Source organism: Mycobacterium sp. NPDC050441 (genome assembly GCF_040655355.1).
GTDB lineage: Bacteria > Actinomycetota > Actinomycetes > Mycobacteriales > Mycobacteriaceae > Mycobacterium.
Window position 1 is genome coordinate 66,195 of the sequence record NZ_JBFAJS010000015.1, and the last position, 13,386, is coordinate 79,580.

16 protein-coding genes are annotated in these 13,386 nt (G+C 65.8%); 9 read left to right on the top strand and 7 right to left on the bottom strand.

The genetic code is table 11. From position 1 onward, the window contains the following. Positions 1-394: 394 nt before the first annotated feature. Positions 395-1,750, bottom strand: a complete 1,356-nt coding sequence (locus AB0I14_RS31030; RefSeq protein ID WP_358030461.1) for an alpha/beta hydrolase-fold protein — start codon at positions 1,748-1,750, stop codon at positions 395-397. Positions 1,751-1,913: 163 nt separating this feature from the next. On the opposite strand from AB0I14_RS31030, the gene AB0I14_RS31035 reads away from it, so the two are divergent. The 4 genes from AB0I14_RS31035 (at position 1,914) to AB0I14_RS31050 (ending at position 4,462) form a co-directional block, all read left to right on the top strand. Further along, positions 1,914-2,930: a TIGR03617 family F420-dependent LLM class oxidoreductase gene (locus AB0I14_RS31035; protein ID WP_358030464.1), complete on the top strand. Its 1,017-nt coding sequence runs from the start codon at positions 1,914-1,916 to the stop codon at positions 2,928-2,930. Between the two features lie 68 nt (positions 2,931-2,998). Then, positions 2,999-3,388, top strand: a complete 390-nt coding sequence (locus AB0I14_RS31040) for a hypothetical protein (protein ID WP_358030467.1) — start codon at positions 2,999-3,001, stop codon at positions 3,386-3,388. A 37-nt stretch (positions 3,389-3,425) separates the two neighbouring features. After that, the gene (locus AB0I14_RS31045) at positions 3,426-4,004 is read left to right on the top strand and encodes a zeta toxin family protein (RefSeq protein ID WP_358030470.1); all 579 of its coding nucleotides are present in this window, start codon (positions 3,426-3,428) and stop codon (positions 4,002-4,004) included. A gap of 71 nt (positions 4,005-4,075) precedes the next feature. Next, a complete protein-coding gene (locus tag AB0I14_RS31050; protein ID WP_358030472.1) occupies positions 4,076-4,462 on the top strand; it encodes a hypothetical protein in 387 nt (128 codons plus the stop codon). A gap of 18 nt (positions 4,463-4,480) precedes the next feature. On the opposite strand, the gene AB0I14_RS31055 is transcribed toward AB0I14_RS31050, so the two are convergent. The 4 genes from AB0I14_RS31055 to AB0I14_RS31070 are packed head-to-tail and all read right to left on the bottom strand — an operon-like array spanning position 4,481 to position 7,111. Further along, positions 4,481-5,125 (bottom strand): histidine phosphatase family protein, encoded by a 645-nt coding sequence (locus tag AB0I14_RS31055; RefSeq protein WP_358030474.1) that lies wholly within the window; start codon positions 5,123-5,125, stop codon positions 4,481-4,483. Positions 5,126-5,160: 35 nt separating this feature from the next. After that, the gene (locus tag AB0I14_RS31060; RefSeq protein WP_358030476.1) at positions 5,161-5,517 is read right to left on the bottom strand and encodes a thiocyanate hydrolase; all 357 of its coding nucleotides are present in this window, start codon (positions 5,515-5,517) and stop codon (positions 5,161-5,163) included. A 10-nt stretch (positions 5,518-5,527) separates the two neighbouring features. Then, on the bottom strand, positions 5,528-6,253 hold the full coding sequence (scnC, locus tag AB0I14_RS31065; RefSeq protein ID WP_358030478.1) for a thiocyanate hydrolase subunit gamma: 726 nt from the start codon (positions 6,251-6,253) through the stop codon (positions 5,528-5,530). 33 nt (positions 6,254-6,286) lie between these two features. Then, positions 6,287-7,111: an SH3-like domain-containing protein gene (locus tag AB0I14_RS31070; protein WP_358030481.1), complete on the bottom strand. Its 825-nt coding sequence runs from the start codon at positions 7,109-7,111 to the stop codon at positions 6,287-6,289. 215 nt (positions 7,112-7,326) lie between these two features. Between AB0I14_RS31070 and AB0I14_RS31075 the strand changes: the two genes are divergently transcribed. Next, entirely contained in the window at positions 7,327-7,965 is a 639-nt protein-coding gene (locus AB0I14_RS31075; protein WP_358030485.1) for an FKBP-type peptidyl-prolyl cis-trans isomerase, read from the top strand. A gap of 47 nt (positions 7,966-8,012) precedes the next feature. Beyond that, a complete protein-coding gene (locus tag AB0I14_RS31080) occupies positions 8,013-8,618 on the top strand; it encodes a class I SAM-dependent methyltransferase (RefSeq protein WP_358030488.1) in 606 nt (201 codons plus the stop codon). Here the strand turns inward: AB0I14_RS31080 and AB0I14_RS31085 are convergent. Next, positions 8,615-9,409 (bottom strand): thioesterase family protein, encoded by a 795-nt coding sequence (locus AB0I14_RS31085; protein ID WP_358030614.1) that lies wholly within the window; start codon positions 9,407-9,409, stop codon positions 8,615-8,617. The two genes, AB0I14_RS31080 and AB0I14_RS31085, sit on opposite strands and share 4 nt — an antisense overlap. A 184-nt stretch (positions 9,410-9,593) precedes the next feature. Between AB0I14_RS31085 and AB0I14_RS31090 the strand changes: the two genes are divergently transcribed. Both AB0I14_RS31090 and AB0I14_RS31095 read left to right on the top strand, forming a co-directional pair. After that, positions 9,594-10,010 (top strand): hypothetical protein, encoded by a 417-nt coding sequence (locus AB0I14_RS31090; RefSeq protein WP_358030490.1) that lies wholly within the window; start codon positions 9,594-9,596, stop codon positions 10,008-10,010. 40 nt (positions 10,011-10,050) lie between these two features. Then, complete coding sequence (locus tag AB0I14_RS31095; RefSeq protein WP_358030492.1) at positions 10,051-11,412, top strand: TIGR01777 family oxidoreductase; 1,362 nt, start codon at positions 10,051-10,053, stop codon at positions 11,410-11,412. On the opposite strand, the gene AB0I14_RS31100 is transcribed toward AB0I14_RS31095, so the two are convergent. Further along, positions 11,402-11,962 (bottom strand): hypothetical protein, encoded by a 561-nt coding sequence (locus AB0I14_RS31100; RefSeq protein WP_358030495.1) that lies wholly within the window; start codon positions 11,960-11,962, stop codon positions 11,402-11,404. The genes AB0I14_RS31095 and AB0I14_RS31100 overlap by 11 nt on opposite strands. 200 nt (positions 11,963-12,162) lie before the next feature. Here AB0I14_RS31100 and AB0I14_RS31105 point away from each other — a divergent pair, with 200 nt between their 5' ends. Then, the gene (locus AB0I14_RS31105) at positions 12,163-13,380 is read left to right on the top strand and encodes an NAD(P)/FAD-dependent oxidoreductase (RefSeq protein ID WP_358030617.1); all 1,218 of its coding nucleotides are present in this window, start codon (positions 12,163-12,165) and stop codon (positions 13,378-13,380) included. The last annotated feature ends 6 nt before the right edge of the window (positions 13,381-13,386 follow it).

Consider the following 13,386-nt stretch of genomic DNA (forward strand, 5'->3'; position numbering starts at 1 on the left):
CGATCCCTTCATGGCGGTGTGCACCGCGGTGCACACCGGTAATGGCGGGGCGACAGACCATTTTCAGCCCATCGTGTTACAGAGTTTACCGATGAGGCGGAAGTAAAATACCCGTGCTAGAGAGTCTAATTATCTTCTTTGAGTTTATTTAATAGTTATGGGTCTCTTGTGGCCAATGGGGGCAGTGCAATCCCGGTCATGAACCTCAAAACTGCAGTTCAGATCGATGCCCGCGCCAGATAGGCGGTCCGTGGGCGCGCGCGTCGCCTCTCACAGAGTTTGGGGTCTGCGCTGTGAAAATTGCAGCCTAAAGTGAATTCAGTTTCCAATGCGCTGGCAGTGAAAGAATTGAATTCTGTTGCGTATGTGGCTGGTGTGATGGATGTGGTTAGTGTTACATCGCATTACTCGTTACGGCCGCGGGCCGCAGCCGGGCGATGATCCCGTCGAGGTCGACGGAGAACATGTCGGGACGGAAGACGTGCCCTCCGGGCACCTCGTGCGCTTCATACGGGATTCCGGCGTGGTCGAGAAGTCCGCGGAACTCACGCTGGCCGGCGAGCACCTCGGTCTCGTTGGCGCTGTCGAACCAGTTGATCGGGTCCGGACTCGTGCCGGCGACTAGGAAGACCCGCTTGTTGCGGTAGCTCTCGATCCGCTCGACCGGGTTGTCGGCACTGACCCTGGCTTGATCCCAGAGCGGGGCGCCATAGACCGTTCCGCCGGCCAGATCCAGCACCGCGGACGTGATGTTCGCCCAGTGCACGACGAGGCCGAAATCGCGGCGCAGGCTTGCCGGGCCCGAATGCGCACTGACCGAAGCGAAGTGGCCGTAGTACTTCGCCGCGTACTTCAGCGCGCCGAAGCCGCCCATCGAGAATCCGCCGACCGCTCGGCCGTCGTACTCGGCGTAAGTCCGGAAGTTCGCTTCGATCCAGGGCAGCAGCTGGGCGATGTGGAACGTCTCCCAGTTCCGCGGCCCGACGAATGAGGTGACCGGGTTGGAATACCAGCCGGCGTGCCCACCGTCGGGCATCACCACGATGATCGGCTTCCCGGCGGTCCAGTCGCGGATGCCCATGAAGTCGAACGAACGGAAATCGTCGTTGCCGCCGTGGAACATGTATAGGACCGGATACGTACGCCCGCTGGTGTGGTAGTCGTCGGGAAGCAAGACGTTGACTCCGGGATTCCAGCCGATGGCCGCGGTCTGGAAGCGGTAGTACCACAGGCGAGGATCGTTCTCGTTGCGGTCCACGATCCGAAGGCCGAATCCGTCGCCGCGCCCGGTGAATATGACCAGCGCCTGTCCCGGGCTTATCGCGCCGGGGTCGGGGATGCCGTTGACGACAGCGATCGGTGGATAGAACGATGCGTCACCGTAGAAGCGTGATGCCAACGCCGACAACGTATCTCCCGGGGCGACCGGGTACAGCCTCAGTTCCGGGATGATCAGCTGCTGACCGGGATTGATGCCGGCATCCGGGGCGATCCCGCTGGCGGCGGCGATCAGCCGCGACAGGTCGGCCTGCCCGTAGAAGCGTGATGCCACGGCCGCGATCGTGTCCCCCGGGGCCACGGTGTATCGCGTGTAGTCGGGAAAGAGCAACCGCTGCCCCACATTGATCACATTGGGGTCGGGTACCCCGCTGGCCGCGGCGATCAGTCGGTACCGATCGGCATCCCCGTAGAACCGCAATGCCAACGCCGACAGTGTTTCCCCCGGCACGACCGTATGGATCCTGACCATGGGTCCCCTCCTTCAGTTGCAACTAGCTCTGGTCCTAGCGCTTGTAGTAACGACGCCGGTTGCCCTGATGTCAACAAGTCTAGGCCTGAGGCCGACAGCGTGAAATGGTTGACTTCTAAGGCATTACGAGTTCCCGGCACGCACACTCACGTACGCTCCCCACGTGTACGTCGACGTGATGACCGTTCCGCAGCCGCTGGCAAAAATCGGTGACCTTGCCCGCCGCACCCAGTCCGCCGGATTCTCCGGGCTCCTGCTCACCGAGACGGGCCGCACCGCGTATCTCAACGCGGCGGTCGCCTCTCAGTCTGCTCCCGGACTCGAGCTCTCGACCGGTGTCGCCGTTGCCTTTCCGCGCAGCCCGTTCATCACGGCGGCGTCGGCATGGGAGCTTCAGGAAGCCACCGGCGGCAGGTTCCGGCTCGGCATCGGCACCCAGGTCCGCACACACGTGGTCCGGCGCTACGGGATGCCCTTCGAGCGCCCGGGCCCGCGCCTGCGCGACTATGTGCTGGCGGTGAAGGCGTGCTTCGCCGCCTTCCGGACCGGCAACCTCGACCATCACGGGGATTTCTACGATCTCGACTTCATCACTCCCCAGTGGAGCCCCGGACCGATCGATGCACCCGATCCCAAAGTGGACATCGCGGCCGTGAATCCGTGGATGCTGCGGATGGCCGGCGAAGTCGCCGATGGTGTCCACATCCACCCGATCGGCGAGCCGGGTTACATCGCCCGCCACGTGCTGCCCAACGTCGCCGCGGGTGCGGCCAAGGCCGGCCGCTCCCCTGACGACATCGCCAAGATCATCCCCGTGATGACGATCGTCGGCGACAGCGACGAGGAACGCGCCAACGAGCGCGAGTTCGTGCGGGCGAGCATGAGCTTCTACGGGAGCACGCCGAACTATGCCTTCATCTGGGACGAGGCCGGCTTTGACGGCACCACCGCACGTCTGCGGGAGAAGCAGAAAGCCGGTGACATCGCAGGCATGGCGGCGCAGATCACCGACGACCACATCGATGCCTTCGCCACCGAATCGACCTGGGACGGGCTGGCAGATGCGCTGGCCGCCAAGTACGCCGGAATCGCCACCCGCGTGGTGCTCTACAACGCACTCGGCGGACCCGAACGTTTCGAACGGTACGGCGAGATCGCGAAGCGATTGTCGGCGGTATGAGTCGAGAGACCCTGCCTGCTCCGTAGCATTCTGCTACGCTTGTTTCAGAGTGCTACCAGGAGGTTCTCATGACCGAGACCGCAGATCGGGTGACCCGGTTCGCCGCAGACCTCGTCGACAGTGCGGCCGCAGAAGGTGCACGTCAGAGCCGCTCGGCCAAACAGCAACTCGACCACTGGGCGCGTGTGGGCCGTGCGGTGTCGAGCCGTCACAGTGCAGCACGCCGCAAGGTGGAGGCCGCCCTGGCAGGCGACATTCCGCTTCGCGAGTTGACCGCCGAGGAAGGCGCGGTGTTCGACGCCGAGATTGCGGCCTCCATCGAGGAGAGCCTGGCGCGCGCCGACTACGGTGCGACGCTGGCCGCCCGCGGCATTACCACGGTCGCGCTCGACGAGGACGGCGAGATCGTGCAGTACCAGCCGGACGGCACCACCACGGTGCTGACGCCGCAGCAGTGATCCCGGCTCGCGCTGACAAGGGTCGTCCCGTCGCGCCGTGAAGCGTCTCGATCTCGTCGTCGGATGCAACGGCGCCGGCAAGTCCACCTTCGTCGAACTCACCCTCTCCCGGCTGCTTCCGGGTAGCCCCTTCGTCAACGCCGACGAAATCGCCAAGCGTCGCTGGCCGGAAGATCCGGCCCCGCACTCGTACGAGGCCGCGCTCGTCGCGGCCGAAACCCGGGCCAAACTCATCGAACTCGGCGAGTCCTTCATCGCCGAGACGGTGTTCTCCCATCCCTCCAAACTCGAGCTCATCGACGACGCACAGACCGCCGGGTACACCGTGATCCTGCATTGCGTCCTGATTCCCGAGGAGCTGGCCGTGCAGCGTGTGCGACACCGCGTGCAGGCGGGCGGCCACCACGTTCCCGAGACGAAGATTCGTGAACGCTACCAACGACTTTGGGATCTCGTCGCGATCGCCGCGATACGGGTGGACTCGGCAACCTTCTACGACAACAGCACCGTCAAGGGCCCGCAGATCGTCGCTCAGATCGCCGGCGGGTTCGTCGTCGGATCGCCCGCCTGGCCCAGATGGACGCCGGCGACGCTCAATTCCCGGTGGAATCGATAGCAACCGGATCCCGCGCCATATGCTTCTCCTGAACTTGTTCGATCAGCCGGACACCAACAGGGGGAAGTACGTTGTCGACGACTCTGCTCGCACTCGAGCTGGCTGCCAATTCCCATCCAGGCCGGGCGGTGGGCTTTGTGGTGGGGCGACTGCTCGTCCTCGGCGGCATCATCGCGTTGATCGTGTGGGCCATCCGGAAGTCCCGCAAGCCGCGGCCGCCGCAATACCCCCAGTATCCCCAGTACCCGCAATACCCCCAGCCCTACGGGCACTGGCAGCAGCCGCCCCCGGGCGGCCAATGGCCGCCACAGCAGCCCTACCCCGGTCCCATCGGGACCTCGCCATATCCACCGCAGCCGCAACCCGGTGCACCATGGCCACCTCAGGCCCCGCCGGGGGCAGTCTGGCCCAACCAGTATCCGGGTCAGACCCCACCGCCGGGGTACCCGCCCAGCTGACCCGATCGTCCTGCTGACTCAGACGGTGCCCGCGGCTCCGAGATGGCGGGTGTCGGACAGGCCCAACACCTGGCGGTTGTGAAAGCGGTCATCCTCGTACAACGTGGTGATGCCGCCGGCCTTCGCCGCGAAGTTGACGTAGCCCAGTGACGGGATGGGCATCTTGATCCACGCCGCGATGACGAACGTCAACGCGAAGCCGTGCGTGACGATCACCTGATGGCTCACGCTACTGGCGGTTATCGCCTCCATGGCCGCGTAGACCCGGCGCGCGAAGACCTCCTTGGTTTCCGCACCTCGGACACCTTCGTCGTGCGCGAGTCGGTCGCCGTGGGCCGACGGGACCACGAACCTTTCATCGAGCCAGCTTTGCGGGCGCCCTTCGGCTTCGCCGTACGACTTCTCTCGGAGGCGCGGGTCCAATACCTCGACCGTGTCGAGGGTTTCGGCAATCAGGGCGGCAGTTCGCAGCGCCCGCAGCAAGTCCGACGAGACCACTTCCACCGCGGCGGCTCCGGGAATTCGCGCCCGCAAAGCCTCGGCGATGTTGTGGGCGTCTCGCGATCCCTTGGCGGTCAAGTCCGAGTCGTACCACCCCCCGACCAACCCATCGACATGATGGGTGGCTTCCGGATGGGTGACCACATACAGCTTCCGGCCCATCTACCGACCGTATCCAAACGACCTACCGGCGAGGGTCAGGCCCCCTCTAGGCGGTCCCGGACTTCTCGCATCCGCTGGGCCAGTGTCTCTTCATCGATGACATCTCTGGCCACCAGCGAATGCGTCAGCGCGACAAGCTGATTCTCCGGATAGGGCAGCGTCACATAGACCTCTTGGACCAGGCGGTCCTCATCGCGTCGACGGGTGAGCAGCGGCAGTGTCGCCCCCTCGTGGTCAAGTGCGTCGCACATCCCGTCGAGACTCGATTTCCACGGCGGTACCGAATTGGAGACGCCATACTTCTGCGCCATGCGGGGCCACGACTGCCCTCGCCCGACGATCTGTTCCAGCGTCCGGACCCTGACTACGGTGACGTCATCTTCGTCGGTCATCGGTTGCCCCTCACAACCCCTCGGCCGGGCGGACCGCGGCATGCACCGGTCGTGGCGCATTGGCGGTCACCCCAGGCTTCGGCAAGGCGACACCGATCATGCAGTCGCGGGTAACGATCTCGGCGAGTTGCTCCTCAGTCCAGTCCTCGGTTCCGGCGGGCCGCACCGGCAGGACCAGGAACCGGCGTTTGGAATTGGAGTCCTCGACACGGATTTCGACATCGTCGGGCAGGAATAGCCCGAACTCACCGAGAACCTGGCGCGGCCAGCGCACAATACGACGCCGATAGTTGGGCGTCCGATACCACTCGGGAGAATTTCCGAGCAACGGCCGCGGATAACACGAACACAAAGTGCAGACAATCACATGGTGCAAACTCGGTGTGTTCTCCAGTACCTCCAAAGCCGTGAAATCACTGGGTGTCCCGAAGCCGGTCGGGTGCAGCCAATCGATTCCCACTTCCCGACTGGCGGCGATGGGATCCCGGAGCACCAGCTGCTTGAAATCCGGATCGACCCACGCCTTCGCGACGAGTCGCGAGCCCGGTGCCGGGCCGATCTGCTCGACGAACTCGGTGTAGTGCCGGTGGTCCTCGGCAGTGAACAGGCCCTTCTCGATCGCCAATTCGCGGAGCGCGATCTCCAGGACCTCGAAATCGGTCACTTCCTCGACCATCGGTGCCCCGTGCCGCTCCGGTGCTTCGTCATGCGTGTGCGCCGCTTCGTCGTGCGTCATGTCGGATTCCTGTTCGTTCCGTCGATGAGCTGTCTAACCGAGCGGCCGCAACCACAACTCGGAGATCTCGGCCTGAAGGGTGTCGCCTTCGGCTCCCGCATACGGGTCCCACACGTCAGTCATGTTGAAGCGCACGATGTAGAACCACTGAGGCTTCTGCTCCTCACGGTCGAACGCCTCATCCTCGGGCACCAGGCTTTCGTAGGACACCTCGGCGATGGTCCCGGGCTTCCCGCGCAGATATTCCTGGGTACGGGTGTAGAAGATCGTCGGGAGATCGCGCACGCGCACCCGATCGCCGACGGCGAATCGAGGAGCCCCCGCCTGGCCGGCGAATCGTTGGGGGTCCCCCTTGCCGACCGCTTCGATGTGGTGCCGGTTCCTCGGGACCGCCGTCGGATCACCGACGCTGCGCGGTGCTGCCGAGAGGGCGTCGGCAGTACCGGTGGCGACCCGTGCGCGCACCTCGTCGACCCGCTCGAGCAACTCGCGAAGCGTGATGTGGTCTTTCTCGACGAGGCACCGGGCCACCGCCCACACCCACCGGCCGTAATAGGGGAAGCCGTGGTAAACCGTCCGGCCCACATCAACGTTTCCGAGCCGCCGCCGTTCTTCGGACGTCCAAATGCCGCGCCAGCCGAGAACCTCACACGTGACAAAGGTGTTGAGCTCCCACGCCTCTTCTTCTTTCTCCTCGAAGATCGCGGGTGCGTCGGGATCGCCGCCGACGTCGTGCGGGTTCTTCATGAACGCGCCGAAGAGCGTGTGGTCGATCTGATCCGGGTAGGGCCAGTCCTGCAGCCGATGTAATGCCGGGCGCAACTGGCTGACAAAATCACCCATGGAATTGTTGGCCATTATTCCGTGTCCTCAGATGGATAAACGGTCTGCCTGCGGCGACGCTATCACGGGCAAACGTGGCTCGACGCTTATCGATGAATCTTCCCGCTTCTCGGTGCCGGGCCGTTGAATTTTCACGATGCCGACAGGATTCAGCGGCGGGAATTTGTTCACCCGGCGCCATCACCCGGCTATCGGCAGAGGCGACCCCTCACCGCTGTAGCGTGGCGCGCATGAACTCCATTCGCGTGCCTTCCACCGTCGCGCTCGTGGCCTGCGCCGCGTCGTTGACCCTGACGCTTGCCGCATGCGGCTCCGACACGGACACCTCCGCGGGTTCGTCCTCGGCGAGCACCCCATCGGTCGCTGAGGTACTCACGCCCTCCATCGCCCAGACCGCAACCGAGGCCAGCACCTGCCCGACGGCCGCGCCGCAGAGCGCCGGCACCCCCGAATGGACGCTGTCGGGGGCCAGTGGCAGTGTCGCGGTCACCGGGTCCACCGACACGGCTGCGCCTGTGGTGAAGGTGAACGGGCCGTTCACCGTGGCCGAGACGCAGGTGCACACCCTGAAGGCAGGCGACGGGCCGGTCGTCGCGCCGTCGGCGAACGTTTCGGTCTGCTACATGGGTGTCAACGGACGTGACGGGTCGGTGTTCGACAGCAGCTACGAGCGCGGCGAACCGGTCGACTTCCCCCTCAATGGTGTTGTGCCCGGGTTCCAGAAGGCCATCTCCGGACAGAAGGTCGGCTCAACGGTGGCCGTCGCGATGACCTCTGCCGACGGCTACCCCCAGGGCCAGCCCGCCGCGGGCATCCAGCCCGGCGACTCGTTGGTCTTCGCGATCAAGATCCTCGACGCCCGGGGCTGAGTCACACCGCCCGCCCGGGCCCGGGACCCACTTGCCACAATGCTCCTATGGTCGAGCGGAGCATCTGGATGCAGAAGGTGGCGGCCGATCCCGGGCATTCGGATTGGTACGTCGAACGCTTTCGTGCCATGGAGCGCGCCGGGCAGGACCTGGCCGGCGAGGCACGCCTGGTCGACGCGATGGCATCGCGTAATGCCCGCATCCTCGATGCGGGCTGCGGTCCCGGCCGGGTGGGTGGATACCTGGCCGAGGCCGGACATCGGGTGGTCGGCGTCGACGTCGACCCGGTACTGATCGAGGCGGCCCAGAACGACCATCCCGGCCCACGCTGGCTCGTCGGCGACCTCGCCGAGCTCGACCTGCCGGCACGCGGTGTCGCCGACCCGTTCGACATCATCGTGTCGGCCGGCAACGTGATGACATTCCTCGCCCCGAGCACCAGGGTTCAGGTCCTGACGCGGCTGTGCGCGCATCTCGCCGACGATGGCCGCGCGGTGATCGGATTCGGAGCCGGCCGCGAATATGAGTTCGGTCAGTTCTTCGACGACACGGCGGCGGCCGGGTTCACCACCGATCTGTTGCTGTCCACCTGGGATCTCCGCCCCTTCACCGAAGACTCGGGCTTCCTGGTGGCGATCCTGCGCCGCGCTTAGCCGGAGCCGTTCGGACTGAAGTTGAAATTGGCTATCGCGGTGGACAATCCGGTGCCGATCGGGCCCGATGTGTCGTATAGGCACGCACTGCCGGTGGCTACCCCCTCAGCGCTGGTATGGGTCACCGCCGCCATGCCGATGAAGGGGCCGACCGGCAACCGGCTGAGCGCCAGCGTGTAGTCGGCATTGATGAAGGCCAACCCGGCCGAACTGAAATTACTCATCGAACTCGTGACGTCGACCGCCAGTGCCGCGCGCACGAACGGCGTGAGCTCTTCACCGGCAACCAGCTCACGAACTTCGCGCAGCCATGCGTACCGAGGCCCGCACTGCTGCCAGGCGAATCCCTCACCGGCCCATTCCGGGTCCGGCCCATACGCCCGGATGAACATGGGCATGGTGTCGTCGAACTGTGCAGGTTCCTCGGGCAGCGGCGGCAGATCGATCGACGTCGTCCAGAACTCGCCCTCGGGTTGGGCACCGCGCTTCAGATAGAGCGCCGAAGCCCGGGCGACCAACACACCGTCCTGAGTCATCACCGCATCGACCGCCTGCATCCGAGAGCCGGATCGCACCACCGATGCAGTGACGCGAACCGGAGCGCCGGCGACCCGACGCAGTATCTCCACGGTGAATCGCGCCGGCTGGAGATCCGTGTCCGTGACGAGTTCTTCCACGGCACGGGCCAGTAGACCGCCGACCACCTGACCGCCCAGGGTTGGCCCCCATCCGCCGTGGGCGATCCTGTTCGGCACGAACCCGTCGTCACTACTCACAAAGAACGGCGTCATCGCAGTGCGTTCCACACCTACACCTCTCGTCCGGCACTTCAGGCAAGTACGGACTCTATTACAGATATAACTACAGTTGGGACAACGATATATTCGGGTGTGCGGTCGGAAATCTGACGCGCATCTCTTGCCACGGCCGCCCCACGGATCTACTATCGGTTGTAGTAGACCATTGGGGGGCCACATGGCGACACCGACAAACGTTCAGACACAACGCTTTCTACGTCTGGCGGCATTGACATTCCTAGCCGGCTGGGGATTGCACGTGGTCGACCATCTGCTCCGGGGAATGTCGGCGTCACCGATGTTCGTCATGGCCGGCGGGATGATTCAGGGCATTGTCGTCATCATCGCGATCACCATGGCCCTGCGGGGCCATCCCAAAGCGCCCGACATCGCGATCTTTACCGGCGTCGGCAGTGCGGCGCTGTTCACCTATGCGCATCTGTTGCCGAATTTCTGGCCGGATTTCCAGGACAGTTATCTCAGCGGCCCCCGCATCAACGTCACATGGTTCTCCTGGGTGACAGCGCTTTCCGAGATCGGTACCGGACTGTTGTTCGCCTATGCCGGCATGCGGGCGAGGCGGGCCACGGCGTAGCTGCGGGCGGCGGCGCGGATTCTCCGGGTAACGTCGGGCGATGGGATTGGTGTACTCCAGCATCATCGAGGCCCCGCAGGAAGAAGTCTTCGCCTGGCACAGCCGCCCCGGGGCGTTCGCCAGGCTGTCACCACCGTGGCAGGCCATGACGCTCAAATCCGAGGCGGCCTCGCTGCGCGACGGCCGTGCCGAACTCGCGTTGCCAGGCGGGTTGCGGTGGGTGGCCCAGCACCAGGCCGACGCCTACGACCCACCACGGCGCTTCGTCGACAAGATCGTCAGTGGCGGGCCGGCCTCACTACCGGCCGCACTGGCGGTGCGCTGGAAGCACATTCATGATTTCGAAGCCATCGATGCCACCCACACCCGCATGATCGATCGGGTGGAAACCCCGATTCCCGGTCAGTTCCTGCGCTCAATGTTCGCCTACCGCCATCGCCAGCTGGCTGACGATCTCGCGTCCCATCAGCGTGCCCGGGCGCACGGGGTGAAACCGCTGATCGTGGCTGTCACCGGAGCCTCCGGGCTGGTCGGTTCGGCGTTGACGGCGTTCTTGAGCACCGGCGGCCACCGGGTAATCCGGCTGGTGCGCCACGCAACGGCCAAACCCGATGAGCGGCAATGGAATCCGTACGATCCCCACCCAGAACTTCTCGTCGGGGTCGACGCCGTCATCCATCTGGCCGGCGCATCGATCGCCGGCCGGTTCACCGAAGGACACCGCCGCTCGATTCGAGACAGCCGAATCGAGCCGACCCGCCGGCTCGCCGAACTCATCGCCGAGACCGATGGCGGCCCACAGGTCGTCGTCAGCGCGTCAGCGGTCGGCCTCTACGGATACGACCGCGCCGACGAGGTCCTCACCGAGACCAGCGAACGCGGCGACGGGTTCCTGGCCGACGTCGTGGCCGATTGGGAGAACGCGCTGGCCCCGGCCGAACGGTCCGATGTCCGCGTAGTGCGTGTCCGCACCGGGATCGTGCAGTCCCCGAGTGGCGGCACCCTGCGACTGCTGCGGCCATTGTTCGCAGCCGGGCTCGGCGGCCGCATCGGCGACGGGCAGCAGTGGTTGCCCTGGATCGGTATCGACGACCTCGTTGACATCTATTACCGCGCGCTGTGGGACACGCAACTGTCCGGCCCGGTCAACGCCGTGGCACCGGAGCCGGTGCGCAACGCTGAATACACCGACACACTCGGCCACGTTCTGCACCGCCCGACAATTCTGCCGGTGCCGACGCTGGGGCCACGGTTACTGCTGGGCGACCAAGGTGCCCGCGAACTGGCCTGCGCCAGCCAGCGGGCAGTTCCCGCGGTGCTGACCGCCGCCGATCACCATTTCCGCCATCCGAATCTGGATCAGGCGCTGCGCCACGTGTTGGGGCGCCCGATTACGGCGTAGGAGCTGCCGGCGGCGCAGGCGGTTGATGACCCGGCGAGTTGAACTCGTACCCGGGCGGCGGTGGACCGTTGAGCGAGTAGTAGCCAGGCGGCAGCGCCGGGCCGGCCGGCCCGCTGCCAGGTGCCGGCGCGGTGACCGGTGTCTCGGAACCTGGAGCGTTGATCGACACGTACCCGGGTGGCAGAGGCGGTGGCGCGCCGGCACCCGGTGGCGGTGCGACCGTGCCCTCGGGTGCTCCCCCGGCGCCCTGGAATCCGCCCGGATCACGAGCCTGGTGCCACAGATCGCGGAGCGTGCCGACCGGGCCCGATCCGTACTGGCCGGAGCCGTACACGGGGTTCGCGATCTCCGGGACCTGTGGCGGACCGACCGGTGCGGGCGGCGGTGGCGCTGCCAGCGCGGGATCCGCCGGCGCAGGCGCGGGATCGGGCAGTACGGGGTCTGCGGCTGCCTGGCCGGCGGTAGCCAGCACAGCGCCGACGACGGTCAGTCCTGCGATCGCGAGCTTCGCTCCCTTGACGGGGAACGTGGCGCGGTGCGCTTCGGTCATCAATCCGGCCGTCCTCTCTGTTACACCCGCCGAAACTCCTGCTCGGGAAACACGGTGAGTAGTGGGCGGTCCGTGCATCGTCGCATACCGCACCGATGACGCGCTGGACTCGGGCGGATGAACAAGCTCCGGAGCGCAGCGTGTCCGAGTACCCGATGATGCAGCGGACCCCGACCTGTCTCGCGTGGCAGGCTGAATCGGTGGGTCACGTGCTGATCGTCGGATCGGGTTTCGCCGGGTTGTGGGCAGCGCTCGGCGCTGCCAGGCGCGTCGACGAACTCGGACCCGCAGCCGACGGCGTGAAGATCACCGTGGTCAGTGAGCGTCCCTTCCACGACATCCGCGTGCGCAATTACGAAACCGATCTCACCGACTGCCGCATCCCGTTGGAGAAGCTGCTCGATCCCGTCAGTGTCGACCACCTGGTGGCCGAGGTCACGGCAATCGACGTCGAAGCCCGGAACGTCACCACGCAACAAGATGGCCGAACGCGCGTCATCGGCTATGACCGGCTGGTGCTGGCCGCCGGCAGTCGAGTCGCGCGACCGAACATCCCCGGGCTTGCCGAATTCGGTTTCGACGTCGATACATTCGACGGCGCCACGCGCCTTGCCGGTCACCTGGACACGTTGGCTGCCAATCCCCAAGTGTCGGGCGCCGGCACGGTGGTCGTAGTCGGCGCGGGGCTCACCGGTATCGAGACCGCGTGCGAATTGCCCGCGAGGCTCGCCGCGATCTTCGACGGCACCGGCGCACCGAAGGTCGTGCTCGTCGACCACAACCCGCAGGTCGGCTCGGATATGGGCGCCTCTGCGCGCCCGGTGATCGAATCTGCCCTGTCCGCCAACGGAGTTCGGGTCATGACCGGTGTCAGCGTGACCGCCGTCGATATCGGCGCCGTGACCCTGTCATCCGGCGACACGGTGCCGACGGCAACCGTGGTGTGGTGCGCGGGAATGCGGGCCAACCCGCTGACGGCACAGCTACCGGTGCCGCTGGACCGGTTCGACCGACTTCCGGTCGACGACTACCTCCGCGTCGAGGGGGTGCCCGCGGTATTCGCTGCCGGCGATGTGGCCGCCGCGCGGGTCGACGAGGGCCACCTGTCGGTGATGTCGTGTCAACACGGCAGGCCGATGGGCCGCTACGCCGGGTACAACGTGATCGGCGACCTCCTCGGCCTGCCCATGCGCGCGCTGCGAATCCCCTGGTATGTCACCGTTCTCGATCTGGGCCCGGCCGGTGCCGTCTACACCGAGGGCTGGGATCGCGATGTCGTGGCAACAGGCGCGGTGGCCAAGGCCACCAAGAAGACCATCAACACCGACCGGATCTACCCGCCACTCGACGGCGGCCGGCCGGGCCTGCTTGCGGCCGCCGCACCCGACCTTCAGGACAGGCCGACGCGAGGCGGGTAGCGCGCC